We start from the raw sequence: 25,135 nt of genomic DNA on the forward strand, positions 1-25,135 counted from the left end.
GCAGGCCCGGGTGCCGCAGGCCCTACACCGCGGCGTGGATCGAGCCCCGGCCTGCGGTCAGCCGTCCGCCGTCGCGGCCGCTGCGGGCCGCCACGATCTCGGCGGCGATGCTGACCGCGGTCTCCTCCGGGGTCACCGCCCCCAGGTCCAGCCCGATCGGCGCGCAGAGCCGAGCCAACGCGGCCGGCGGCACCCCGACGGCACCTAGCCGGGCCGCCCGGTCGGCGGCGCTGCGCCGTGACCCCATCGCCCCGATGTAGGCCAGCGGCAGGTCGAGGGCGGTCCGCAGCAGCGGTACGTCGAACTTCGGGTCGTGGGTGAGTACGCAGAGCACCGTACGCGGGTCGATCCGACCGGCGGCGGCCTCGGCCCTCAGGTAGCGGTGCGGCCAGTCGACGACCACGTCGTCGGCGTCCGGAAACCTCTGCCGGGTGGTGAAGACCGCTCGGGCGTCGCAGATCGTCACCCGGTAGCCGAGGAACCGGCCCTGCCGGGCGAGCGCGGCGGTGAAATCGGTCGCCCCGCAAATGATCATCCGGGGCGGCGGCAGGATGCCGCGGACCAGCAGGGTGGTGCCGGCGGCGGGCTGGGCGAGCGTGGTCCGCCCGGTGTCCAGCGCCGGGCGGGCGACCCGGACCGCAGCCGCGTCCAGCGTCGGCCCGCCGAGCGAACCCCACTGACCTTCGGCGTCGACCAGCAGCCAACGACCCTGGCTGGCTGGCGGCCCGGTGAGGCAGGTGACCACCGCGACCGGGCGGGCAGCCCGGGTCGCCGCATGCAGCCGCTCCAGCTGCGGCACGCTGTCGCGGTCCACCCGCTGCACGTACACCTCGATGGTGCCGCCGCAGGTCAGCCCGGGCTCGACGAGCTCGTCGCCAGGGTCGCCGAAGCGCGCCAGCCGCCCCTCGCCGGTGTCCAGCACGGTACGACACAGCTGGTAGATGGCGGCCTCGACGCAACCGGCCGAGACGCTTCCGGTGACCGTGCCGTCCGGGGCCACGAGCATACTCGTGCCCGGTGGCCGGGGTGCGCTGCCGGCGGTGGCGGTCACCGTCGCGACGGCCACCTGCTCACCGGCGTACCACCAGCGCATCGCCTCGTCGAGGACCGGCCCGTTCATCCGGTCGCCGCCGTCCGGGCCGAGGCGCCGCCTCCCGCGCGGAGCCGGTCGGGGTCGCGGAGCCAGTGGGGGTAGGCGAGCTGGTCCAGGTCGCCGGGCCGGTCCAGGTCGCCGGGGCGGTCCAGGTCGGTCGGGTCGCCCACGTCGCCGCAGGGCACCAGACGCAACTGGTCGGGGTGGGCCCGCAGATAGTCGCGGGCGCCGGTGTCACCGGTCGCCGACGCCGCCACCGCCGTCCAGTGTTCCCGACCCAGCACCACGGGATGCCCTGGCCGCCCGTCGACGTAGCTGGCCGCGGCCAGCGTCCGCCGGTCGGCGCCGGCCGCCACCCGGCGGACCGCCGCTGGACCAATCCCCGGCATGTCGACCAGCAGGACAGCCGCGGCGTCCGCCGGGCTGGTGCCCACCGCCGCCAGGCCGACCCGCAACGACGAGCCCATCCCGGTGGCCCAGTCAGGGTTGACCGCCGGCACGGCGCCGGCCAGGTCGGCACTCGCACGCACCGCGTCGGCCGCCGCTCCGAGCACCACGATCACCGGCCGGCAGCCGGCCGAGCGCAGCGTCTCGACGGCCCGGGACACCAACGGGGTCCCGTTGAGACGGACCAGCGCCTTGGGCCGACCGTAGCGGCGGCCGGCGCCGGCGGCGAGGACGATTCCGGCAAGCACCCGTCAACGATGGGCAGCGGCTGATCACCCGGTCAAGGCGCCCCGGTACGCCTTGTAGCTTCGTCCAACCACCTGCCTGATTGGCGGGTCGGGATTGTGTTCCGCCGTCATTGTCCGGGCCGGCGGCGGCATCGGACGATGCGGACTGTGGATCTGCATACCGTCTCCGACGTGATCGCCGCCGACGGCGACGCCTGGCGCCCCGGCGACCGCTGGCTCGCCGGCGGCAGCTACCTGTTCTCGCAACCTCAGCCCGGGGTGCACCGGCTGCGTGACCTGACCCGGCTGCGCTGGCCGTCGATCCGGGTCGACGACGACGGGCTGGAGATCGCCGCCACGTGCACCGTCGCCGAACTCGCCCGGTTCGCCCCGCCGCCCGGTTGGAATCGGGTGACGGAGCTGGCCGCAGGCTGCTGCGACGCGTTCCTCGCCTCCCGCAAGATCTGGAACGTGGCGACCGTCGGCGGCAACATCTGCGCGGCGCTGCCGGCCGGTCCGATGACATCACTTGCGGTGGCGACCCGGGTCGAGTACCTGCTCACCGATCTGGCCGGCGGGCAGCGCCGGGTGCCCGCCGACGGGTTCATCCGCGACGTCGGTACGACGGTGCTGGACACCGGCGAGTTCCTGCGCAGCATCCGGCTACCGGCAGCGGCCGCCCGGGCCCGGTACGCGATGCGCCGGGCGTCGCTGTTCCGGCACGGCCGGTCGGCGGCGCTGGTCATCGGCTCGGTCGACCAGGACACCGGCGGGTGGACGATGTCGGTGACCGCGGCCACCCGCCGCCCGGTGGTGCTGTCGCTGCCGGCGGCGCCGACCGGGTCCGAGTTGCTGGACCGGGTGGACGCCGGATGCGCGGCGGCCGGCTGGGGCGACGACGTGCACGGCCTGCCGCACTGGCGGCGGCACCGCACGCTGCGGATGGCCGACCAGGTCCGGGTCGAACTGGCCGCGGCCGGCACCGACGGAGAGTGCAGCCGGTGAGCGTCGTGGTGAACGGCACCGCCGCCGCCGGGGAGCCGGCCGCCGGCCAGTGCCTGCGCACGTTCCTACGCGAGCAGGGCTGGTACGGCGTGAAGAAGGGCTGCGACGCCGGGGACTGCGGAGCGTGCACCGTGCACGTCGACGGAGTCCCCGTACACAGCTGTGTCTACCCTGCGGTACGGGCCGAGGGCCGGTCGGTGACCACGGTCGAAGGACTGGCCGACGGCGACACGCTGCACCCGGTGCAGCAGCGGTTCCTCGACGCGCAGGGATTCCAGTGCGGGTTCTGCACCGCCGGGCTGGTGATGACGGTCGCCGCGCTCGACGAGACCCAGCGCGCCGACCTGCCGCGCGCGCTGAAGGGCAACCTGTGCCGGTGCACCGGCTACCGGGCGATCCGCGACGCGCTCGACGGGGTACGGCACGTGAGCGGCACCGCCGACGGCACCCCCGGCGGTGGCCCTGGCTGCCCGGCGGTCGGCGGCAACGTGGCCGCCCCGGCCGCCCGGCAGATCGTCACCGGCACCGCCCGGTTCACCTTCGACGTCGACGTTCCCGGGCTGACCCATCTGAAGCTGGTCCGCTCGACGGTGCCGCATGCACGGATCGTCGACATCGACACCGACGACGCGATGCGGGTCCCCGGGGTCCTGGCGGTACTCACCCACCACGACTGCCCCGACCTGCGGTACTCCACCGCCCAGCACGAGAACCCGCGCGAGGACCCGGCTGACACCCGGCTCCTTGATGACGTGGTCCGCTTCGTCGGGCAGCGGGTGGCGGCGGTGGTCGCCGAGACCGAGGCGGCCGCCGAGACGGCCGCCGACCTGGTTCGGGTCAGCTACCAGCCGCTGCCGGCAGTGTTCGACCCAGCGGCGGCGATGCTCCCGGGCGCGCCTGTCCTGCACGACGTGGATCCGGCGGTCAGCGGCATCGCCCGGCCGGCGGACAACGTGGCCGGTGAGGTGCACGGTGAGATCGGCGACGTCGACCGGGCGCTGGCCGACGCCGACGAGGTCTACACAGCGACGTTTCGCACCCAGCGGGTGCAGCACGCTCACCTGGAGACGCACGGGGCGATCGCCTGGCCGGAGCTGGACGGCGGGCTGACCGTGCGGTCCAGCACCCAGACGCCGTACCTGACCCGACGGGCGCTGGCCCGGCTGTTCGGCCTGCCGGCCGAGAAGGTCCGGGTGGTCGCCGGCCGGGTCGGCGGCGGGTTCGGCGGCAAGCAGGAGATGCTCGTCGAGGACGTGGCGGCGCTGGCCGCGCTGCGCACCGGACGACCGGTGAAACTGGAGTTCACCAGGGCCGAACAGTTCACTGCGGCGACCACTCGGCATCCGTTCGACACCCGGGTGACGGTGGCGGGGCGCCGCGACGGTACGCTGACCGCGATCCGGCTGCACGTGGTCGCGGACACCGGCGCGTACGGCAACCACGGCCCGGCGGTGCTGGCGCACGGCTGCAGCGAGTCGGTGGCCCTCTACCGGTGCCCGAACAAGCAGGTCGACGGTTGGTCGGTCTACACCAACACGGTTCCGGCCGGCGCGTTCCGCGGCTACGGACTGGGTCAGGTGTCGTTCGCGGTGGAGTCCGCCGTGGACGAGCTGGCCCGCCGGCTCGGGTTCGATCCGGTCGCGTTCCGGGCCCGCAACGTGATCGGCCCGCAGGATCCGCTGGTCACCCCGGTCGGGCACGACGACACCGTACGGGTGCACAGCTACGGCCTGGACCAGTGCCTGGAGCTGATCCAGCGGGCCCGGACCGAGACCCGGCAGGAGGACGTTGCAGCCGGCTGGCTGGTCGGCGACGGCATGGCGGTGGCGATGATCGCCACCGGACCACCGGGCGGTCACCACGGCCGGGCCCGGGTCACCCTCGACGCCGACGGCGGCTACCAGCTGGATATCGGGATGGCCGAGTTCGGCAACGGGTCGACCACCGTGCACCGGCAGTTGGTCGCCGACGCGCTGACCAGCACCGTGGATCGGGTACGGATCCGGCAGTCGGACACCGCACTGGTCGGTCACGACACGGGCGCGTTCGCCTCGACCGGCACCGTGGTGGCTGGCACCGCCGCGCACCGCGCCGCGGTCGCACTGCGGGAGGTGCTGGTCGACGCCGCCGCACGGGCGACCGGCGTCGACCGGCGGGACTGCCGGGTGGACGGGACGACGGTGCGGTGCGCCGGCCGGCTGGTCGATCTGGTCGACCTGGCCCGGGTCGCGTCGGCGGCGGGCCGGCCGCTCACCGCCGACGGACACGCCGACGGGGCGCACCGCTCGGTGGCCTTCGACGCGCACTGGTTCCGGGTGGCGGTCGACCCGGACACCGGGGAGATCCAGATTCTGCGCAGCGTGCACAGCGCGGACGCCGGGACCGTCCTCAACCCGATGCAGTGCCGGGGGCAGGTCGAGGGCGGGGTGGCTCAGGCGCTCGGTGCCGCCCTCACCGAACATGTTGACATCGACGACCAGGGTCGGGTGGTCACCGACGACTTCCGCAGCTACCACCTGCCGACCTACGCCGACGTGCCGCTGACCGAGGTGCTGTTCGCCCGCACCAGCGACCCGCTCGGGCCGGCGGGCGCGAAGTCGATGAGTGAGAGCCCGTTCAACCCGGTGGCCGCCGCGCTGGCGAACGCGCTGCGGGACGCGACCGGAGTCCGCTTCACCGACCTGCCGTTCACCTCCGACCGGGTGTGGAACCGGCTGCAGCACGACCGGGCCGACGGCGAGTAACGACATCGGCGAGTAACGACTGAAGGAAGAATAGATCATGGTGGCTGTTTCGTTGGCGGAGATTGTTCGGGCGCCGAAGGTGTTGCTGCATGACCATCTGGATGGTGGGTTGCGGCCGGCGACGGTGGTGGAGTTGGCGGACGAGGTGGGTCATGTGCTGCCGGTGACGGATCCGTCGGAGTTGGGTCGGTGGTTCGTGTCGGCGGCTGATTCGGGGTCGTTGGAGCGGTATCTGGAGACGTTCGCGCACACGGTGGCGGTGATGCAGACGGAGGCGGGGTTGTTCCGGGTGGCGGCGGAGTGTGCGGTGGATCTGGCGGCGGACGGGGTGGTGTACGCGGAGGTGCGGTTCGCGCCGGAGCAGCATCTGTCGCGGGGGTTGGGGTTGGGTCAGGTGGTGGAGGCGGTGTTGGCGGGGTTCGCGGCGGGGTGTGCGGAGGCGGCGGAGGCGGGTCGGGTGATCCGGGTGGGGACGTTGTTGACGGCGATGCGGCATGCGGCGCGGTCGCAGGAGATCGCGGAGTTGGCGGTGCGGTACCGGGATGTGGGGGTGGTGGGGTTCGACATCGCGGGTGCGGAGGCGGGTTTTCCGCCGACGCGGCATTTGGACGCGTTCGAGTTTTTGCAGCGGGAGAATTTTCATTTCACGATTCATGCGGGTGAGGCGTTCGGGTTGCCGTCGATCTGGCAGGCGATTCAGTGGTGTGGTGCGGATCGGTTGGGGCATGGGGTGCGGATCGTGGATGACATCGAGGTGGGTGGGGGTGGGGTGCGGTTGGGGCGGTTGGCGTCGTATGTGCGGGACAAGCGGATTCCGTTGGAGTTGTGTCCGTCGTCGAATGTGCAGACGGGTGCGGTGGGTTCGATTGGTGAGCATCCGGTGGGGTTGTTGCGTGATCTGCGGTTCCGGGTGACGGTGAACACGGACAACCGGTTGATGAGTGGGACGTCGATGTCGCGGGAGATGTGGTTGTTGGTGGAGGCGTTCGGGTGGGGGTGGTCGGAGTTGCGGTGGTTGACGGTGAACGCGATGAAGAGTGCGTTCATCCCGTTCGACGAGCGGCTGGCGGTCATCGACGACGTCATCAAGCCCGCGTACCGGTCCCTCGTCGAGGTCGAGGTGGCCGACCGTGTCGGTTGACGCCCAACCCCGCAGATGCGGCGGTGCGACCGCCGGCCGGTGGGGTGCCATCCCGCACCGCAGGCTGCTCGACGCGGTCGCCGCAGCGGTCCCGGCCGACCGGCTGCCCAGAGTGGAGACCGCCACCGTGACCCATCTGCTGCGGCCGGTGCCCTGGCAGCGGCGCTCCGGCCTGGTCAGTCTGGTCAGCACCGCCTACCCGGCGCTCGCCCACCGGATCGCCACCGTGGTCGACGGCGAGTTCCCCTGGGTGCGGATCGCCACCACCGCCCGGATGAGCGGACGCGACGACCGGGACCGGTTCGACGTACTCGTCCCCAGCGGCCGGGCCGACGAGGTGCTCAGCTGGCTCGCGCGGCTGTGGCAGACGGCGGCTGAGCAGGTCGGCCCGCACGCCCGGCCGGATCTGCGTACGCCGGCCGCCCGGACGATGTGGCGGGCGGCGCTGCTGGTCGCCAACGGCTCCCGCCGCCGCAGCCAGGTCCGGGTGCGGGTGCCGGATCCGGCTGCGTTGACCGCGCTGGCCCAGGCGGGTGACGCGCTCGGCCTGGCCGTGCACCAGCATGTGCGGCGGGGCAACTCCTACTTCGTCACGGTGGACGATCCGGCCCAGTCGGTCCAGTTGCTCCGGATCGTCGGCGCCGGGCCGCACGCCGAGGCATGGGTACGCGACACCGCTGCCTGACCGGTTGACCACGCGGACCGGTCCGCAGAGCCTCCGGACCGCGTTGCTCACTCATAGCAGTCATGTAGTCACCCCGAGTCGCTATGATCCCGGCAAAGCGCAGGGCGGGAGGCCGAATGCAACCGGTAGATCCGTACCAGCTCGTCGAGATGCTGGGATCATGTCCGGCGGGCAGCGTCTGGTCGGCTGTGGAACCCCACGGCGAGCAGATCACCGTGGCGATACTCGACGCCGACGCGGCCGCCGACGAACGGTGGCGGGAGGCCTTCTCCTCGGCCGCCGAGGCGCTGGCCGACCCGACGGCGGGAGCGCCGACCTTCCGCTACGCGAACTTCACCGCCCGGATCCCCTGGGTCACCTGCGGTGCCGGGCCCGGTGAAGGGGCAGAGCGGGTCTTCCTCACCCTCGGCCAGGACTATCGACCGGCTTACCCTCCGGTGCCCCGGTTCGCCGTGTCCGGACCACCGCGCCGACGCGTTCCGCGCCCGCTGCTGGCCGGGGCGGCGGTCGTGGCGGTCCTGCTCGCCGGCGCCGCCGCCGTCATCCGGTGGCCGGACCGTTCCGACGACTCCCTACCGGTGGCCGGGCCGAGCGCAACGCCGAGCCGGGCGGGCGCCACCCCGCCGCCGGCCACCCCGGACCAGCCCGGGCTGGAGCCACCGGCGCCGAGCTCCTGGCGGACCGACTGGCCCCGGTTCACCCCGGAGGACACGGTCCGCACCTACACCGACCTGGCCGACGTTGGTCTGGTCCTCAAGGTGCCGTGGAGCTGGGACTGCTCTCCCGTCCCGGACGACCGGGACCCACAGACCCGCCGGCTGCGGTGCGGCGGCACGTTCGGCGATCAGCAGCAGGACGAGGTCGGTGGCGAGGTCGTGGTCCGACCCTGTCCACAGCGGTGCACCCCGCATCGGCAGGCGACAATGCGTCAGGCCGAGGAGGCATGGAGTCAGCGATGGCTGCAGGCAGGCATCGCGACCGCGTACGCCGAGATCAGCACCCTGCAGATCGACGGTGAGCGGCGGCACGGGCTGGTGATGGTCGCCTACTGGCGCGGTGGGCAGGACGGGTCGATCGACCGGCAGTTGGTGCTACGGATGACCGGCCCGGCCGACGGGGCCAGCCCGCTGCGCATGATCGCGAACTATCTCCGCACTTCACTGCTGCTGTAGTCGGCTGACGGCGGTGCCGTCAACCACACTCGGCTTCGATCCAGTCGGCGAGTTTCGCGGCGAACTCAGCCGCCGCGAACGACTTGGCATGTGCCTCGATACCGGCGGTGTCGAGCTGGTCGAGCCGACGCAGCAGTGGGACGTAGTCGTCGGCCCGGGTCGAGTCGACGAGGTGTCCGGTAGCACCGTCGACGACGGTCTCCAGCAGCCCGCCACGACGCAGCCCGAGGACCGGCGTACCGCAGGCCTGGGCCTCGACCGGGATGATGCCGAAGTCCTCGTGTACCGGGAAGAGCAGCGCCCGGGCGCCCCGGTAGAGCTGCCGCAGCCGGGCCCGGTCCGGACGTACCTCGAAGGTCACTTCGGCGCCGACCAGATCGGCGTGCCGGCGCAGATAGGCCTCCTGAGGCCCGGAGCCGGCAATGACCACCGGCATCCGGGCGGCCGCGGCGATCGAGATGATCAGATCGAAGTTCTTGTACGGGATCCAGCGCCCCACCCCGAGCAGGTAGTCGCGTTGCGCGACGGGGTCGTCCGGCTGTGCCGTGGCGAAGTAGTCGACGTCGACCGGCGGATGGATGACCACCGCGTCGCGGTGCCAGAACCGCCGGATCCTGTCCCGCACCTCACGGGAGTTCGCGGCGTAGCTGGCCACGTGCCGGCTCAGCCGCACGTCCACGGTCTGCAGGACGCGCCGGGGCAGGGCGAGCAACCGGCCGGAGCCGCGGCCGTCGTGGTCGGGACTCCACACGTAGCGGGCCGGCGAATGGACGTAGCTCAGATGCCGGGTCCGCCCCGGCACACCGAGCCGTACGGTGTGCGCGAAGGCGTGGCTGGACGACAGAACCACGTCGAAGTGCTCCCGGCTGAGGGTCCGCCACACCAGCGGCATCAGCGGCAGGGCGAGGGTCTTGCTGCGGCGCAGCGGTGTCCGGGCCAGCCAGGATTCCCGCAGGCCCTGGTCGGTCACCCCGGGGTCGGACCACAACACGAACCGTTGGGCGTGCGGGACGAGGTCGGCGATCCGCCGGAACACCTGCTCCGACCCGCCGGTTTCGCCGAACCACTCATGGACGAGGGCGACCGAACGGCCGGCAAGTGGTGTCGTCAACTCGGCGAGCTCCCCTCGTGGGCGTCGGTGCGCCGGTCGGCTGGATCAGCGCCCGCGACCACGGAGCACCTCGGCGACGGTACGCAGCACCACCTTGATGTCCAGCCACAGTGACCAGTGCTCGATGTAGAAGTTGTCGAACCGGGCCCGGTCGGAGATCGGTGTGTCTCCCCGCAGGCCACTGACCTGGGCCAGCCCGGTGAGGCCCACCGGGACCCGGTGACGCATCGCGTAGCCGGGCAGCTCGGCGGAGAACTTCGCCACGAAGTACGGACGTTCCGGCCGGGGACCGACCACGGTCATGTCGCCGCGCAGAATGTTCCACAGCTGTGGCAGCTCGTCGAGCGACGTACGTCGCATGAACCGTCCGATCAGGCTGACCCGGCGGTCGTCGGCGATCGACCAGGTGGTCCGGGCCTCCTGGTCGGTTCCGGGGCGCAGCGACCGGTACTTGATCACGTTGAAGGTCCGGCCGTGCTGGCCGATGCGCTCCTGCCGGAAGAAGATCCCCCGGCCGCCGTCGATGAAGGTCGCCACTGCGCACAGGGCGAGCACCGGGCTGAGCAGGACCAGCGCCACCGAGGCGAGTGCCACGTCGGAGGCCCGTTTGACCATCCAGCGCGGACCGGACAGCGCGATGTGCCGTACGTGGACCAGCGGGATCGCGCCGATGTGGTCGGGTTGCCGACCGTACGATCCCGACCCCCACAGTCTGGCCACCGCCCAGAGGTCCTGGCTGGCGCACTCGGGTCGGCGCAGCAAATCCATCAGCCCGGCTTCGGGGCAGTCCGGATCGGCGATGATGAGCACCTCGGACTCGACCATGTCGATCAGCCGGCCGAGGTCGTCGAAGGTCCCGACCAGCGGCAACGACGCGCCGTCGGTCTGCCGGGTGACCGAGTCCACGCAGCCGGCGAACCGCAGGCCGTAGCTGGGGTAGCGGCGCATCAGCCGGGCCAGCTCGGCCGCGACCGGACCGCTGCCCAGGATCAGGGCGTTGTGTTCGACCCAGCGGCGACGGCGGGCGAACACCACCACCGCCCGGGTGACCGAGCGTCCGATGATCAGCAGCACGGCCGACACGGCGATCCCCCGCATCAGGTCGGCCACGTACTCCACCGAGTCGTGCCGCAACCCGGCGATTATCGCGACGGTGCCGGACGCGGTGAGCAGGCGTCCGCACAGTGTCGGCAGTTCGTCGAGGAAGCTGACATGGCGTCTGGCCCGGTAGAGCCCGCTGAACGCGAAGACTGCGATGGTCAACGCCGCCATGAACAGGGTGCCACGCCAGTAACGGTCGGAGATCAGCAGCGGAGCGAGCAACGCGGCGAGGTCCACCGGCGCGGCGATCATCCAGGCCCGTAGCGGCCGAGTGCGGCTCGATGCCCGCGAACCAGCGTACGGCAGGACCGCGGTGGCGCCAGCCGACGGGTCCGGCCCCTCGTCCGGCCGTGGCCGGGGCACCAGCGGCAGCAACGGGGCTTCCACGACTTGGCCATGCCTTCCCGGTTCGATGGCTCGGGGCTGGTGGTCGGTACCGGAGGTCACTGCGCCGCGGCGAGAATCTCGTCGACCGCGTCGCGACGGACCGCGTCGTAGAAGGAGTCGGCCGCCTCGGTGTCGGCGAACACCACGCTCTCGTCACCGACCCGCCCGGTGCCCTCGGTCGGGCTGGTGACAAAGGTGAGGTCGTCGCCGCGCAGGTGTCGCAGATCCATGCCGAAGTCGATCAGGGACAACGTCTCGTCGACCGCCACCGCGTCGGCGGTGGCCCGGACGAACGAGTTCAGCGTGGCCGGGCTGGACAGCACCCCACCGGATGCCGCCTTCTCCAGGATGGCCTTGATGACCTGCTGCTGGTGGCGGATCCGGGCGAAGTCACCATCGGCGAAGGCGTACCGCTCGCGGGCGTAGTCGAGGGCCGCCGCGCCGTCCATCGTCTGAGGGCCGGCGGCGAACGACCGTCGGTTGTCAGGGTTGAGGGAATGGTTGGAGGTGAACGCCTCCTCGACGTCGATCTCGACCCCGCCGAGCGCGTCGACGATCTCCCGGAATCCGGCGAAGTCCACCAGGGCGACGTTGTCCACCCGCACTCCGGTGAACTCCTCGACGGTCTGCACCATTAGTGGAATACCACCCCAGGCGTACGCGGCGTTGATCTTCGCTTCCCGTCCACCGCGTGTTCCTTCCTGGTTTTCCGGCACGAAGACCCAGGTGTCCCGGGGAATGGAGATCAACTGGGCACTCTGCCGGTCCGCCGCGATGTGCGCCAGGATGATCGTGTCGCTGCGGGAGCCCGACGTGCTCTGCGGGTCCCGGGTATCGCTGCCGAGGATGAGAATGTTCGTGGCGGTGGTCACCTTTTCCGGCCGGAACTCCTCCGGCACGTCCACGAACGCCTCCACCCGCTCGATCCCGGACTCGATCGACCGCAGGTAGAGCCCACCGGCGAGCAGCCCACCGCCACCGAGTAGCGCCAGGACCACGAGCACCGTCAGAACGACCCGCAACCCGCGGCGACGGCGACGCGGTGGCGCGGCGGCGGAGTCCACTACCGATCCGGGATCCTGCGTCCCCGGCCGCACCCCGTCGGCCACCCCGCCCAGTTCCTGGGCGGCCGTCGGGTCCGCGAGCTGTTCTCGACGTGACATGTCAGTGATAGTACTGGCGGAGATTTCCGGATGATGTCCGCCCGGGACAGTCGAAGATCCACCTTAATCATCCACGCCGGTCTTATCCGCATTCACCTTCCTACCGGGCGCGGCCCGGGACAGCGGATCATCGTTCCTAACTGGCCGGCGGACCTGACAGATTCCCGTCAGACCGCCGGGCATTCTGCCCTAATCGTCCGGTCCGCAGAATCGGCGGGTGGCAGCCTGACCGACACTGGATGGACCGTCCGCTTAACTGCAGGATCGGAGTGCCGAGGTGACCATGGAGGCCGGTGCTGACCGGGCACGTGACCGGCTCGTCTCCCGGGGCGTGGCCGAGTTGCTGACCCTCGTCGGCCGGCTGCTGCGCCGGCCCCGGCGCGGCGAGCACGACCTGCCGGTCGTCGTGGCCGTTGGCGCCGCCGGGTCCGAGGTGCACGCCGGGGTGCTGCGCCGGCTGCGCCGGCCGGCCCGCCGTCGGGTGCCGCACGTCGACGTCGACGCCGCCGAATTCCCCGACGCAGCCGGGATCCGCCCGATACTCGACGCGATGCACCACCAGCTCGCTCTCGACGCGTTCGGCGGTGAGCCGTTCACCTTCCGCCACTATCCGCTGGCCCGTTGGCTGATGGACCAGCGGCTGGCCGACGTCGAGGTCTCCGAACGCCGGGCCCGGCTCACCCAGATGCTGCGCGACTGGCGCCGCCGGCCCGCCACCGAGAACCTGAGCGGCGCCTCGGACGCCGAGACCATGTTCGCCACCGCGTACCGGCTGCTGCTCTGGCTGGTCCTGCGGGCGGTCCCGGACGTGGTCTTCCGGGCCGCGTTGTCCGGGCGGCTACCGGTGATCGGCGGCCGGTACCGCTGGTTCATGCGCCAGCAGTACCTCGCGCCACGACAGAGCGGCACCTTCGTCGGCTTCGCCGAACGACTCACCACCGACCTGCGTACCGGGGAACAGCCCGGGCAGGTGCGCAAGCTGCTGGTGCACGCCTTCCTGGAGGACCTGCGCGCCGGACACCTGCGCCGCGTCTGGTCACCGAACGGCTGGCAGCGCACCGCCTACCCGGTGCTGCTGCTGCGCGACGTCGCCCCGGACAACGCCGGGCACGCCCTGCTGCGGCTGGTCAACGATGTCCGCAACGAGACCGGCCGGTGGGACCCCCTGCTGATCCTGGCCACCGCGGCCGAAGGCTACACACCGGTACCCGGTGCCGCGACCCCGATCCGGCTGACCGAGGTGGACATCGGACTCGACGAGTGGCGCGAGGCCCTGCCGGAGCAGCGGCGGCTGCGCCGCGCCGACGCGTGGATGCTGCCGCTGGCGGCGACCGCCGACCCCGACGACCGGTACGGACACCCGACCGCCACCGATCTGGCACCGCCCGCGCCACCGTGGTGGGCCCGGCGTACCGTCGCCGCCGCCGTGGTCCTGGCCCTGCTCGCCGGTGGGCTGTTCTGGGCCGGCGGGCGGTGGGGTCCCGGTTGTCTGCCGCACCCGGGGCAGGGCGAGATCTCGCTGCGACTGATCGACGGGGAGTGCATCGGCTACAGCGACAATCCGGCGTACGTGTTCAACCACGACCCGGGCCAGGAGGCGCTGCGCGGGGTACAGGAACGCATTTTCCGGCAGAACGAGGAGGTCATGCAGGTCTGGCGGAGCAGCCAGCGCCGACGCCCGCTGATGACGCTGGTCTATCTGGGCATCATGACCGGCCAGCGGACCGGTCCCCGGGAGGTTTCCTACGTCTCCGAACGCGAAGAGCTGGAAGGGATGGCGGTCGCCCAGTATGCCCGGATGAAGGCGTCGGCGAGCACCGACGGCCAAGCGCTGCTGCGCATCGTGGTGGCCAACGGTGGCAAGCAGATGCGACACGCGGAGCGGACGGTGGAGCTGCTGGCCGGGCTGGCCCGCCGGGATCCGACGGTGGTCGGCGTGGTCGGCCTGGTGGAGAGCCGCACCACCACGGCACGGGCGCTGCGGCGACTCAACGAGGTGGGGCTGCCGGCGGTCGCTCCGACGCTGTCCGCCGACGGGCTGCACCGCAACTCGCGGCTGTACCTGCAGATGGTCCCGCCCAACGCCGACCAGGCCGAGCTGGTGTCGGCGTACGCCACCCGGGTGCTCGACCTGTCCGAGGCGCACATCTACTACACCACCGGCGACAACAGCCCACTCGCCGACGACCTGTACGTCAACACGCTGGTCACCGGCCTGACCGACCGGCTCGGCGAGCAGGCCACCGCGCGGCCGTTCCGGGTCGGCGACTCGCTCGGTCACGAATGCGGCTACCCCGGTTTGCTCTTCTTCGCCGGCCGGTACTCGGAGTTCGACGAGTTCCTGGAGGCGCTACGGGGCTGCCGGAACAATCCCCCGCTGCACCTGGTGGCCGACGACTCGGTCAACCGGTACCTGGCCAATCACCAGCTGCGGGCGAACGCGCCGGGCAACCTGCCGGTGACGTACGTGTCGAAGGCCGCGTTGGCGATGTGCACCAGGCTGGTGGCCGACGCGGTCGCCGACGAGTCACGCCGCCGGTTCCTCGACCTGATCCGCCGCGACGACCTGCTCGGCGAGCGGCGGTGCGTGGACGGCTCCGGTCCGCCGGTCGGCGAACGGGTGGCGCTGGCCTACGACGCGACGATGATGCTGATCGCGGCGGTGGAGCAGCTCGCGGCCCGGCTGAACGTCGGCTCCCGGCCGTGGGACGCGCGGGCGGTCAGCCCGGTCGCGGTCTTCACCGAGGTACTGCGGCAGAATGCCGCGGCGGCGTACCCGGGGGTGACCGGGCCGACCCGGTTCTCGGCCGACACCGGCGAGCCGGTGGAGAAGCGACTGTCGCTGATGTACGTGGCCAGCGTGCCGCAGGTCGACCGGGAACCGCATGAGGTCTTCTACTGCGGCCGGGCGCAGCCGGAGGACCCGCCCGGCTGCCATCCGGCACCGGCGGCCCCGAGCGGTGACACCGGCTGACCGCCCACCGGGCGACCAATGGAACCTTCCGGACCGCCGGGGAGTCGGGCACTGCATGGGAGAATCCCCGCCGGACGCCGACGGCGGCGGCCCGGCGCGCCCTGACGACGTCATCGGCCAGGTGTACGCCGGCAGCTACCGGCGGCTCGTCGTGCAGCTGTACGCCGTCACCGGCGACCTGGGCGAGGCACAGGAGACAGTGCAGGAGGCGTTCGTCCGCGCCCTGCTCGCTCCGCACCGCTTCGCGGAGCTGGACAACCCGGAGGCGTGGCTACGCCGGGTGGCGGTCAACGTCGCCCGCAGCCGGCACCGCCGCCGGGCCGTTCTCGCCCGGCTGCTGCCCCGGCTGGCCGCCCCGGTCGACACTGAACGGTTGATCGCCGACAGCTCGGCCGAGCACGTCGCGCTGATGCGGGCGCTACGCCAACTGCCGGCTGGTCAACGACACGCGATCGCCCTGCACTACCTGGCCGACCTGCCGGTCGCCGAGGTCGCCGACGCGCTCGGCGTGACTGAAGGCACCGTCAAGTCCCGACTATCCCGGGGCCGGACGGCCCTCGCCGGCCTGCTCGTCGACACGTCGACCAGTCACACCCGGAGCAGCCATGCCTGACCTGCGGCTGACCATTTTCGACCGGGAGCGAATCAGCGAAGCGGTGATCCAGCCGGCGCTGGACCGGCTCCGGGCGCGGGCCCGACGCCGGCGGCGGACCATGATCGTCGCCGCCGCGCTCGGCCTGCTGCTGGTGGCGCTGGTCGCGCCGGGCCTGGCCGCGACGGTGGGCCGCCACCGGTCCGACAGCCCTGTGCCGTCCGGCCCGCTGCGGATCACCGTGTGGGACGACCGGACCGTGGTGGGTGTCGACGGCCCCGGCGACGACTGCCGGTTCCGGTTCACTCGCAGTGACGACGCCGGATCGACGTGGCTGCCGCTGAACGGACCGGACACCACGGCGGACTGCCTGCACGACGCGGCCAGCCACCCGGTGTCCCGGGCGGTGGCGTTCAGCCTCACCCCGGACGTCTTCCTGGTCGGCGTCGGCGTCACCGATCACGTGTCCATCGACGCCGGCCGGACCTGGCGGGACGCCACCGCGACGACCCGCACCGTCACCGCGTTCCCACCCGGAGCGCAGCCGGTCGACTGTCTGACCCCCTGCGCCGACCTGCGCCCGCCGGTCGCGGTCGACCCGGTCGACGGCACGGTGTACCGGCTGGCCGACCCGCCCACGGTCGGCGGGCGGGTGTACGTGGCCCCAGACGGGGCGATCTGGACCGCCGGGCAGGCCGGAACCGGGCCGGGCACCGTGACCGCGGTCAGCACCGACCGAGGCGCCAGCTGGCGGACCACCGCCGGACCGGCCGGCGCCCTGGTCGCCGGCCTCGCGGCCCGCGACGCCCGGCAGGCGTTCGTCCTGTTCGACCCGATCGACGCGGGCGGGACCGGCTCGTCGGCCGCCCGGCCGGTGCTGTGGCGTACCACCGACGGTGCACGCAGCTGGCAGGACCTGGCCGCCCCGCTGCCCCGGCTGGGCCAGAGCGCGCTCACCGTCGGCGACGACGGCCGGCTGCTGGTGGGCGGCATCGGCCGGCACACGGCGCCGACGTGGACCAGCGACGACGACGGCACGACCTTCACGGCCGGCACCGCCGGCCCGTACGGCGAGCTCGGTGCCCTGCCGGGGCTGCTGTGGGTCTCCGCCGGGCAGCCCGGCGCGCCCGGCTCGGTCACCGTCGACGGAATCAGCTGGCGATCCGTACCACGGCCGACCCAATGACCTGCCACCTGGCCTGAGCTGCACGGATTCATGATCACGTGACAGCTGCGTCACGGTGCCGACATCAACCGGCCGGAGATTGTGGCCACCGCTTCACCGCCAGGAGGTTCCATGGCCCCCACCCCTCCGACCGACGACGAGTTGAACACGTTCATCGTCGCCCAACTCGCCTCGCTCGGCATCGACCTCGACCAGCTGCCGGCCGGCACCACCGCCGACCCGGTCACCGGCTCTCCCGGCCGCGACTCGGTCCTCGCCTCGCTGCGGTCCTTCATGCGCAGTACGGTGCCGACCCTCGCCGCGTACCAGATGCCGACCCCGGACGCCGACGACCCGGCGACCGCCATGGCGCTGTCCCAGCAGCCCGCACCGGTCCTCTACCCGTCGATCAGCACCGAATGGCGCAAGCCCCGATGACAACAGAGGACGCCATGACAGACTCATCCACAGACGTACAACTGCCGCTCGACCGGCTCCTCGACCGCCGCGCGTTCCTGGCCCGCACCGCCGCGCTTGCCGCCACCGCCACCGTCGGCACCGTGGCGCTGCCCGGCCTGGCCGGGCTCGCCTCGGCCGCGCCGAGCGGCACCAGCGCCCCGGCCGTGAAATTCAACCCGGAGCTGGACCGGGGGGCCGCGTACAACAAACCACGCGAGTCGGCCATGTCCGACCCGACCGAATGGACCATCTCGGAAGCCGCCTGGATGATCCGGCACAACAAGATCGTGCCGGTCGAGCTGGTGCAGGCCTATCTGGACCGGATCACCGCGTACGACTCGACGTACCAGGCGTTCAACGTGGTGCTCGCGGAGGCGGCGGTCAAGGCCGCCCGGCAGTGGGCCAACCGACCGCACCGGGGGCCGTTGCACGGCATCCCGCTGGCCATCAAGGACAACTACTTCACCGAGGGCGTGCCCACCACCGCGAACTCGTACCTGTTCCAGGACTTCGTCCCACCGTACGACGCCACCTCGGTCGCCAAGCTGGTCGTGCAGGGCGGCATCGTGCTCGGCAAGACCCAGATGGGTCCGCTGGCCACCACCCGGGCGACCCTGCCCAATGGTCAGGTCACCACCGTCAACGCCTGGACGCCGACGAACCCGTCGACCAACCCGGGCGGATCGTCGACCGGCACCGCGACCGCCGTCGCCGGCCGGCTGGCGAGCTCGGGGATCGGCACCCAGACCGGTGGCTCGATCACCTCGCCGTCCAACGCCCAGAACCTCACCGGCATCAAACCGACGATGGGCCGGGTGTCGCTGGCCGGGATCGTCCCGCTCACCTACACCCGTGACCACCCCGGCCCGCTCGCCCGGGATGCCAAGGACGCGGCGATCATGCTGATGGCGATGGCCGGGCCGGACCCGGCCGACCCGCGCAGCCAGGGCCTGCCGCCGGTGCCGAACCTGATCAACGCGGCGACGCCCCGCTACGACGGCGACAACCTTCGGATGCGGTGGAAGACCCGGATCGGGGTGCTGCCTGGCTACGCCGACGGCAGCTCGGAGACGGCGGCCGCCCGCCGCGCGTTCCTCGCCGAGATGGCCGCCATCCCGGAGTGCGAGCTGGTTGAGGTGCCGTTGCCGGACGAGTGGAGCCTGCTCACCGGAGGCGCGTTCAACAACGTACGGCTGCCGGAGCGCAGCGAGCCGTTCATGCCGTACCTGCGCACCGACCTGCGTGGCTTCGGGGTGTCGGTGACCAGTTGGCTGCAGGGTGCGCTGCTGGGCGCCAACGGCTGGGTCACCGGCCAGCGCGCCAAGCTGCTGCTGCTGGACCGAATCCTGGACCAGATCTTCAGCAGCTGCGACGTGGTGGTGCAGACCAGCCCGGTGCCGTTCGACATCGTCGGGCTGCCGGAGATCGCGTTCCCGATCGGCTTCTCCGGTGGCGGGGTGCCGATCGGCACCATCCTCGGCGGGCAGCCGTACGCCGAGGACCGTCTGCTGTCGGTGGCCGCCGCGTACCAGGCGGTCACCGACTGGCACTGGCGGCGACCGGCCGACCCACCGGCGGTCGCCCCGGCACCGGCCGGGGCGGCCAGCGCCGCCCGGTCCACGGCGGCGACGCCGTCGCGGGGTCGGATGACCGCCGAGGAGGTCGCCGAGCTCACCCAGTGACCGACGCGCTTCGGCGTGGTGCGGGCCGTTCACCCGGTGGGTGGGCGGCCCGCAGTTCGCCACCCGGCGGAACACGGTGCCCCGACGCTCGCTGCGGGTCGGCCTTCCGGACACCAGCACCACCAACTAAGGTTAGCCAAACCTGACCACTCCGGGAGTCCGTGGCCACGCCAGCTGCACCGGCCGCTGCCGCTCGGCCGGGCGCGCTCCCGCGCGACTTATGGAGAGCGATGAGCTTCAAGGACGCCAAGAAGCACACCACGCTGTGTGTGGTGAACGTCGTCGGCACCGAACGGATCAGCCCGAACTTCATCCGGGTCACCCTCGGCGGCGACCAGTTGCAGCGCCTGCCCGACCACGGCTTCGACCACTGGTTCCGGCTTTTCCTGCCGCAGGAACACGGTGAGACCACCTTCGACCTGCCCAACCGGGCCGACACCATCGGCTACCTGAAGTACCTGCGGATCCCGTCGGCGACCCGCCCACACCTGCGCAACTACACGGTCCGCGCGTTCCGGCCGCAGGCCCGCGAACTCGACATCGACTTCGTCGTACACGGCGACGAAGGGGTCGCCAGCCGGTGGGTGCAACGCACCAGGGCCGGTGACACGGTCGCTCTGCTCGACCAGGGCCGCGGCTACGAATTCGCCCCCGACACCACGTTCCACCTGCTGGCCGGCGACGAGACCGCGCTGCCGGCGATCGTCGGCATCCTGCGGGATCTACCACGCGACGCCACCGGTCTGGCCGTGGTCGAGATCCCCGACCCCGCTGACACCCAGCCGGTCGACGCGCCCGCCGGGTTCGAGGTCCGTTGGTTGCCCCGCCCGGCCGAGGCCCGGCCGGGCAGCCTCGCGCTCGCCGCGGTGCAGGCCTGGACGACCGACAGTCCGACCACCGTGTCCGCCTACTTCGCCGGCGAACAGGCCCTGCCCGCCGGGGCCCGCCGTCATCTGGTGGAAATCGGTGTCCCGAAGCGCCGGATCAGCTTCACCGGCTACTGGCGACTCGGCAAGACGCACTGAACCGGCGCTGCTCCGGCGCGACGACGAGGCCACCCGCGGTGCCCGCAGAGGTAGGTCACCCGGGCCTCACCGGTCCGCCCAGACCGTGACGTCGACCACCATCCGGGGTCGGGGCGGAGTCGGCGGTTCGACGACCTGGATCAGCGCGGTACGCCGCTCGTCGGTCAGCACGCACAGCTGGTCGCCGCGGCGGATCTCGCTGTGCCAGATCGTGGCCACCAACCGGCCCGGTCGCTGCTGAAACGTCCGGCACGCCTGGTAGCCGCCCGGCCGGCCAGCCCGCACGAGCGCGAACGAGGGCGTGTCCGACGCGCTGCGGATCCGGTGGCACTCGACGATGAGGTCGGCCAGGCCACCATCGCGGACCGGGCCGACCAGCCGCCCGGTGCTGCCATGGCCAGGCTCGCCGGTGTCGGCGTCGATCTTGTCGCGATAGTTGGTGATCACGTCCGTCGTCGCTCGCAGGACACAGCCGGTGCGGTGCAGCGCGACCGGCACGGGGGCTTCGACCGGCCGGTGGGCGGCCACCGCGTCACACGCGACGGTGGGCGTGGTCCGGGTCGGACCGGCGGTGGCTCCGACCGCGCCCGCGGTCACCACCAGGGCGCAGCCGGCCGTCATGGCCACCCACCATCGACGGCGCCCGTCACGGCGTACGGGCTCGGGATGCTCGTTCTCCCAGCGGTGGGCCAGACGCTCCCGCAGCAACCGGTGCCGAAACTCGTACACACCGCCCACCCGACGCAGTCCCTTGTGTCGTGACTCGTACGCCTGATCGAGGAAACGTGTCAGTTGCCACGGCAGCGGGCTGCGCGCAGCCAGCCAGATACGTGCGATCGTGAAGTGCAGCCAGGCCGCTCGGGCACCTCGCACGATCGCCGCACCGACGCCGAGCGTGAAGGCCGTGGCCATTACGGGCGGATTGTCGGCGGGTCTGACCACGAGCTTGAGCACGAGCCCGGCGAGCACGCCGGTCACGATCGGGCTGAACGCCATGCTCACCAGTGCGGCCCTGCGGTCGTTGCGCAGCACCCCGGACGGCCGGTCCCCCTGCGTCGTGTCCGTCATGACCTGGCCCTGCATCAGCAGCATGACCGCGCCGGCCGGCACCGCGATCAGGTAGCCGGCCGGTGCCATGTGCCAGGCCGGGTCGCGGCCGAACATCACCATCAGAATCGCCACGAACAGTGTGGCTCCGGCGGCCCCGAACGCCGCGCCCCTTGTCGACTCCTCGATCAGGATCCGCGGCCGCGAGCCGAGCCGCCAGGGTCAGGACAAGCAGTTTGTTCGAGCCACTGTAGACTGCAAAGGCGTGGCGGCGCACCTCCCCCCTGGGTGTCCAGCGAGGATCCGGCAGAGCACTCCGGACCGAACTGGCGGTCCGCCTCGAGATCAACCGGCGGTACAGTACCTCCCAGGACCGCGAAGAGTCGCCGTCCAACTGCATTGTGAAACCGGCACACTCCAAGAAAGGGATGATGTGGTGAGCAGACGCTTCACCGCCGGCGCCGTCGCGACCGCGACCGCGCTGGCCCTGCTGGGCGCCGTACCGGCCAGACCGGCCGCCGCCGCCCCCGACGCCGCAGGTGACGTCACCGAGTACACGGTGGTCGCTGAGGCCGGCACCGGCGCCGCCGAGGCGATGGCGGCCATCGAGACTGCCGGCGGCACCGTCACCGGCAGCACCGCCGACGTGGGCATGTACCAGGTCGTCACCGACGACGCCGAGTTCGCCGCCAAGGTCGCCGCCGCTCCCGCGCTGCTCGGCGCCGCAGAGAAGCGGGCCATCGGGTACGCGCCACGCCAGCGCTTCGACGCGGTGGAGCAGGAGCACCGCATCGCCGGCGCGGCATCCGCCGGGGCGGCCGGGCGGCGCGGCACCCGGATGGACCCGCTGGACGACAAGCTGTGGGGCCTGCCGATGATGCGGGCGGACAAGTCACGCCGGGTCGAGCCGGGCGACCGGCGGGTCACCGTCGGCATCCTGGACACCGGCGTCGACGGGCAGCACCCGGACCTCAAGCCCAACTTCAGCTACTCGCTGTCGCGCAACTTCGCCCCCGACATCCCCGACATCGACGGCCCGTGTGAGGTGGAGTCCTGCCTGGACCCGGTCGATCGGGACGACAGCGGCCACGGCACCCACGTCGCCGGCACCATCGGCGCCGCCGCCAACCGCTTCGGCCTGTCCGGCGTCGCCCCCAACGTCACGCTGGTGGCACTCAAGGGCGGCCAGGACTCCGGCTACTTCTTCCTCGACTCGGTGGTCAACGCCCTGGTCTACGCCGGTGACGCCGGCATCGACGTGGTCAACATGTCGTTCTACATCGACCCGTGGCTGTACAACTGCCTGGACAACCCGGCCGACTCCGCCGAGGAGCAGGCGTCGCAGCGAGCCACCATCGAGGCGGTCAACCGGGCACTGCGGTACGCGCACAAGCGGGGCGTCACCCTGGTCGGCTCGCTCGGCAACAACCACGAGGACCTGGGCGACCCCCGCCCGGACTCATCCAGCCCCAACTACGGCGGCACCCCCCGGCTGCGCACCATCGACAACGACACCTGCTGGGACCTGCCGGTCGAAGGCGCGCACGTGATCGGTGTGTCGGCGCTCGGCCCGTCAAAGGCCAAGGCGGACTACTCCAACTACGGCACTGAGGAGATCTCGGTCGCCGCGCCCGGTGGCTGGTTCCGCGACGGCTACGGCACGCCGACCCACCGGACCTACGACAACACCATCCTGTCGTCGTACCCGCTGCACGTGCTGCAGGAAGAGGGCGCGGTCGACGCCGACGGCAACATCGTGCCGGACGCCGAGTCGTACGTGTTCAAGGAGTGCACGTCGGCCGGGGTGTGCGGCTACTACACGTACCTGCAGGGCACCTCGATGGCGTCGCCGCACGTCTCCGGGGTGGCCGCGCTGATCGTCAGCCGGTACGGCAAGCGCGACGGCCACCGGGGCGGGCTGACCCTGGACCCGGACAAGGTGGAACGGCACCTGTACCGGACCGCGGCCGACACGGCCTGCCCCGAGCCGCGCCTGGTCTCCTACGCCAATGAGGGCCGGTCCCCCGAATGGGACGCCTACTGCGACGGCAGCACCAGCTTCAACGGCTTCTACGGCCACGGCATCGTCGACGCCTTCGCCGCGGTCACCCGGCCACTGCACCACCACCACTGAGGACACCGCCGGCCGGCGGCCGGGGTGGGCTGATCACCGCCCATCCCGGTCGCCGGCCGAAGCCAAGCCGGCGCCGGCCGCCGCCAACCGGTCGGCCAGCGCCGGATGGGCCTGCCGCAGCCGACGCGCGGCGGACCGGTCGTCGAGCAACTGCCCCCACAGCACACCTCGAGCCTGGTCGAGCAACGCGACGCCGGCACCCGGATCGCCGCCGTCCACCGCCACCGCCGCCGCGTCGGCGCCGAGCAGTTGCCAACGCGCCAGCGCGTCCTCCTGGCCGCTGCGGCTGCGCCCACGCCAGCTCAGCCGGGGAGCTGGTCCAGAGCCAGCCGGTAGCCGTCGGCGGCGGCCAGCTCACCCCGCCCGGCATGCAGGCCGGCCAACTCCACGGCGGAGCTGACCAGCAGGTCGACCGGCGACGACGGGTCCTGTAGCACCTGCCGCCAGGCGGCCGATTCCGGGCCCACCCACGAGTCCGGGTCGAGGCCGCGCCGCTGCCGGTAACGGTCCCGCAGGGCCAGCGACAGGCCGTACCGCAGCCAGGCTGCCGACACGGCGGACGCGGCTTCCGACGGCATCCGCGCCAGCACCCGCGTTCCGCGCTCCCCCGCCTCGACCGCCCGGTCGAGGTCGGCGGCGTCACCGTCCTGGCGCCAGCGACGACGGTAGATGCTGACAAGGTTGTTCAACCAGATGACCAGGTCGGCAGCTGCGCCGACCTCGGCGGCCCGCACGGCGGCCTCGCCGAGCCCGACCGCTTCGTCGATGCGGCCGACCGACTTCAACCGCAGCGCGTGCATGGTTAGCGCCGCCGGCCGGTCCCGGTGCCAGTGCGGCAATTCGGCCAGCAGCCGGATGCTCACCTCCAGCGCGGTGTCCCGGGCATGCTCGTCACGGAACGCATTCCACCGGTCGGCCGCGAGCGAACTCGCCCTGGTGCTGCTGCTGGCTGAGGTCGGTGACGGTGAGCGCGCCGTCGTGCAGCAGCAGATTGCCGTCGGAGGGCCGCTGCAGGTTCTGGTCGCCGTGGCAGGCGAAGTGCGCCCAGCTGTGCCCGGGCAGCTGGTCGAGCACGACCTGTTCCCGGGCAACGTTGCGCAGCGGCGGCTGGCCGGGGGTGTGTGGCAGCCCGACGACCAGCATCCGGGGGTCGGTCGGACCGTCCCGGCGGGCCTCGACTGCTTCCCGCAGCACCCGCAGCGTCGGCGTGTAGGAGGAGACCACCCGGTCGATGACCGTACGCGGGGGCGTGCCGGTCAACGGACCACCGGCGGCGCGGTGGTGGCCGGCGGCGTGCAGCGGCAGCAGCGCCAGCGGCCCGGTCGGGCACCACCATATCCGCGGCCACGACGTGCCGGCCGGTGGCGTGTCGGCCAGGCCGAGCGCGTCGAGCACCGGCCCGGCCACGTCGTCCCAGAGCCATTCGAGCACGTCGCCGAGGGTATCGTCGTCGGCCAGCGCCGGCACGGTGTCGAACTCCCGGGCGGCGCGTTCGGCGACGCCGAGGCTGGTCAGGTAGGCGTCCGCCCGCTCGGCCACGGTCCGTGCGGTGAGCCGGGGCAGCTCGACCACCCGTACACCGGCGGGTTCGACGATCAGCGCGTCGCACCGCCACCGGCTGACGTTGATCACCGCGGTCCGCTGCCGGTTGTCGGCAGCAAGGTGGACAACCGGGGCGGCAGCAGGAAGTCCTCGAAGCCGGGCAGTCTGCGGACCTGGGCGACGGTGTCGTCCCATTCCCGGGCCGCCGCCATCCGCCGGTCGACTTCGCGTGACACCGC

General features: G+C 72.2%; 22 protein-coding genes. 12 read left to right on the forward strand and 10 right to left on the reverse strand.

Translation table 11 applies throughout. The features are described 5' to 3' along the window. Positions 1–22: 22 nt before the first annotated feature. Both O7553_RS13220 and O7553_RS13225 read right to left on the reverse strand, forming a co-directional pair. Positions 23–1,120, reverse strand: a complete 1,098-nt coding sequence (locus O7553_RS13220) for an XdhC/CoxI family protein (protein WP_281555087.1) — start codon at positions 1,118–1,120, stop codon at positions 23–25. After that, positions 1,117–1,788 carry a nucleotidyltransferase family protein gene (locus O7553_RS13225; protein ID WP_348650073.1) on the reverse strand — a complete coding sequence of 224 codons (672 nt, stop codon included), beginning with the start codon at positions 1,786–1,788 and terminating at the stop codon, positions 1,117–1,119. Before O7553_RS13225 ends, O7553_RS13220 begins: the two co-directional genes overlap by 4 nt. A 147-nt stretch (positions 1,789–1,935) precedes the next feature. Between O7553_RS13225 and O7553_RS13230 the strand changes: the two genes are divergently transcribed. The 5 genes from O7553_RS13230 to O7553_RS13250 all read left to right on the forward strand — a co-directional run bounded on the left by O7553_RS13230 (position 1,936) and on the right by O7553_RS13250 (position 8,514). Further along, positions 1,936–2,772 (forward strand): FAD binding domain-containing protein, encoded by an 837-nt coding sequence (locus O7553_RS13230; RefSeq protein ID WP_281555088.1) that lies wholly within the window; start codon positions 1,936–1,938, stop codon positions 2,770–2,772. Then, positions 2,769–5,516, forward strand: a complete 2,748-nt coding sequence (locus O7553_RS13235; protein WP_281555089.1) for a molybdopterin cofactor-binding domain-containing protein — start codon at positions 2,769–2,771, stop codon at positions 5,514–5,516. The genes O7553_RS13230 and O7553_RS13235 overlap by 4 nt, the downstream gene beginning before the upstream one ends. A gap of 37 nt (positions 5,517–5,553) precedes the next feature. Continuing rightward, positions 5,554–6,657, forward strand: coding sequence for an adenosine deaminase (locus tag O7553_RS13240; protein ID WP_281555090.1), 1,104 nt, complete (start codon positions 5,554–5,556; stop codon positions 6,655–6,657). Then, positions 6,647–7,342 (forward strand): hypothetical protein, encoded by a 696-nt coding sequence (locus tag O7553_RS13245; RefSeq protein WP_281555091.1) that lies wholly within the window; start codon positions 6,647–6,649, stop codon positions 7,340–7,342. The genes O7553_RS13240 and O7553_RS13245 overlap by 11 nt, the downstream gene beginning before the upstream one ends. A gap of 116 nt (positions 7,343–7,458) precedes the next feature. Further along, positions 7,459–8,514 carry a hypothetical protein gene (locus tag O7553_RS13250; RefSeq protein ID WP_281555092.1) on the forward strand — a complete coding sequence of 352 codons (1,056 nt, stop codon included), beginning with the start codon at positions 7,459–7,461 and terminating at the stop codon, positions 8,512–8,514. A 19-nt stretch (positions 8,515–8,533) separates the two neighbouring features. Here the strand turns inward: O7553_RS13250 and O7553_RS13255 are convergent, their stop codons facing one another. The 3 genes from O7553_RS13255 to O7553_RS13265 are packed head-to-tail and all read right to left on the reverse strand — an operon-like array spanning position 8,534 to position 12,276. Continuing rightward, a complete protein-coding gene (locus O7553_RS13255; RefSeq protein WP_281555093.1) occupies positions 8,534–9,625 on the reverse strand; it encodes a glycosyltransferase in 1,092 nt (363 codons plus the stop codon). A 45-nt stretch (positions 9,626–9,670) separates the two neighbouring features. After that, positions 9,671–11,113 (reverse strand): sugar transferase, encoded by a 1,443-nt coding sequence (locus O7553_RS13260; protein ID WP_281555094.1) that lies wholly within the window; start codon positions 11,111–11,113, stop codon positions 9,671–9,673. Positions 11,114–11,169: 56 nt separating this feature from the next. Then, positions 11,170–12,276: an LCP family protein gene (locus O7553_RS13265; RefSeq protein ID WP_281555095.1), complete on the reverse strand. Its 1,107-nt coding sequence runs from the start codon at positions 12,274–12,276 to the stop codon at positions 11,170–11,172. A 283-nt stretch (positions 12,277–12,559) separates the two neighbouring features. Between O7553_RS13265 and O7553_RS13270 the strand changes: the two genes are divergently transcribed. From O7553_RS13270 to O7553_RS13295, 6 genes are all read left to right on the forward strand, one after another. Beyond that, entirely contained in the window at positions 12,560–15,250 is a 2,691-nt protein-coding gene (locus tag O7553_RS13270; RefSeq protein WP_281555594.1) for a hypothetical protein, read from the forward strand. 55 nt (positions 15,251–15,305) lie between these two features. Continuing rightward, a complete protein-coding gene (locus tag O7553_RS13275) occupies positions 15,306–15,863 on the forward strand; it encodes a SigE family RNA polymerase sigma factor (RefSeq protein ID WP_281555096.1) in 558 nt (185 codons plus the stop codon). Then, positions 15,856–17,028, forward strand: coding sequence for a hypothetical protein (locus O7553_RS13280; RefSeq protein WP_281555097.1), 1,173 nt, complete (start codon positions 15,856–15,858; stop codon positions 17,026–17,028). The genes O7553_RS13275 and O7553_RS13280 overlap by 8 nt, the downstream gene beginning before the upstream one ends. A gap of 111 nt (positions 17,029–17,139) precedes the next feature. Next, positions 17,140–17,445: a hypothetical protein gene (locus O7553_RS13285; RefSeq protein ID WP_281555098.1), complete on the forward strand. Its 306-nt coding sequence runs from the start codon at positions 17,140–17,142 to the stop codon at positions 17,443–17,445. A 14-nt stretch (positions 17,446–17,459) separates the two neighbouring features. Then, positions 17,460–19,148, forward strand: a complete 1,689-nt coding sequence (locus O7553_RS13290; RefSeq protein ID WP_281555099.1) for an amidase — start codon at positions 17,460–17,462, stop codon at positions 19,146–19,148. Between the two features lie 230 nt (positions 19,149–19,378). Then, on the forward strand, positions 19,379–20,173 hold the full coding sequence (locus O7553_RS13295; protein ID WP_281555100.1) for a siderophore-interacting protein: 795 nt from the start codon (positions 19,379–19,381) through the stop codon (positions 20,171–20,173). Between the two features lie 66 nt (positions 20,174–20,239). Here the strand turns inward: O7553_RS13295 and O7553_RS13300 are convergent, their stop codons facing one another. Continuing rightward, the gene (locus O7553_RS13300; RefSeq protein WP_281555101.1) at positions 20,240–21,355 is read right to left on the reverse strand and encodes a hypothetical protein; all 1,116 of its coding nucleotides are present in this window, start codon (positions 21,353–21,355) and stop codon (positions 20,240–20,242) included. 301 nt (positions 21,356–21,656) lie between these two features. On the opposite strand from O7553_RS13300, the gene O7553_RS13305 reads away from it, so the two are divergent. Then, positions 21,657–23,354, forward strand: coding sequence for a S8 family serine peptidase (locus tag O7553_RS13305; protein WP_281555102.1), 1,698 nt, complete (start codon positions 21,657–21,659; stop codon positions 23,352–23,354). A 33-nt stretch (positions 23,355–23,387) separates the two neighbouring features. Here O7553_RS13305 and O7553_RS13310 read toward each other — a convergent pair whose 3' ends face one another. The 4 genes from O7553_RS13310 to O7553_RS13325 form a co-directional block, all read right to left on the reverse strand. Further along, positions 23,388–23,579: a hypothetical protein gene (locus O7553_RS13310; RefSeq protein WP_281555103.1), complete on the reverse strand. Its 192-nt coding sequence runs from the start codon at positions 23,577–23,579 to the stop codon at positions 23,388–23,390. A 77-nt stretch (positions 23,580–23,656) separates the two neighbouring features. Continuing rightward, positions 23,657–24,217, reverse strand: coding sequence for a hypothetical protein (locus O7553_RS13315; RefSeq protein WP_281555104.1), 561 nt, complete (start codon positions 24,215–24,217; stop codon positions 23,657–23,659). A 28-nt stretch (positions 24,218–24,245) separates the two neighbouring features. Continuing rightward, the gene (locus O7553_RS13320) at positions 24,246–24,986 is read right to left on the reverse strand and encodes a CHAT domain-containing protein (protein WP_281555105.1); all 741 of its coding nucleotides are present in this window, start codon (positions 24,984–24,986) and stop codon (positions 24,246–24,248) included. Then, positions 24,983–25,132, reverse strand: a complete 150-nt coding sequence (locus tag O7553_RS13325; RefSeq protein WP_281555106.1) for a hypothetical protein — start codon at positions 25,130–25,132, stop codon at positions 24,983–24,985. Before O7553_RS13325 ends, O7553_RS13320 begins: the two co-directional genes overlap by 4 nt. Positions 25,133–25,135 lie beyond the last annotated feature (3 nt).

It is taken from the genome of Solwaraspora sp. WMMA2059 (assembly GCF_027497315.1).
Taxonomy (GTDB): domain Bacteria; phylum Actinomycetota; class Actinomycetes; order Mycobacteriales; family Micromonosporaceae; genus Micromonospora_E.

What these genes read in the sequence shown, in the direction of transcription:
- O7553_RS13220 (WP_281555087.1), bottom strand. Translation starts at nt 1,120, where the DNA reads ATGAACGGGCCGGTCCTCGACGAGGCGATGCGCTGGTGGTACGCCGGT.
- O7553_RS13240 (WP_281555090.1), top strand. Translation starts at nt 5,554, where the DNA reads ATGGTGGCTGTTTCGTTGGCGGAGATTGTTCGGGCGCCGAAGGTGTTG.
- O7553_RS13250 (WP_281555092.1), top strand. Translation starts at nt 7,459, where the DNA reads ATGCAACCGGTAGATCCGTACCAGCTCGTCGAGATGCTGGGATCATGT.
- O7553_RS13265 (WP_281555095.1), bottom strand. Translation starts at nt 12,276, where the DNA reads ATGTCACGTCGAGAACAGCTCGCGGACCCGACGGCCGCCCAGGAACTG.
- O7553_RS13270 (WP_281555594.1), top strand. Translation starts at nt 12,560, where the DNA reads ATGGAGGCCGGTGCTGACCGGGCACGTGACCGGCTCGTCTCCCGGGGC.
- O7553_RS13275 (WP_281555096.1), top strand. Translation starts at nt 15,306, where the DNA reads ATGGGAGAATCCCCGCCGGACGCCGACGGCGGCGGCCCGGCGCGCCCT.
- O7553_RS13280 (WP_281555097.1), top strand. Translation starts at nt 15,856, where the DNA reads ATGCCTGACCTGCGGCTGACCATTTTCGACCGGGAGCGAATCAGCGAA.
- O7553_RS13285 (WP_281555098.1), top strand. Translation starts at nt 17,140, where the DNA reads ATGGCCCCCACCCCTCCGACCGACGACGAGTTGAACACGTTCATCGTC.
- O7553_RS13290 (WP_281555099.1), top strand. Translation starts at nt 17,460, where the DNA reads ATGACAGACTCATCCACAGACGTACAACTGCCGCTCGACCGGCTCCTC.
- O7553_RS13295 (WP_281555100.1), top strand. Translation starts at nt 19,379, where the DNA reads ATGAGCTTCAAGGACGCCAAGAAGCACACCACGCTGTGTGTGGTGAAC.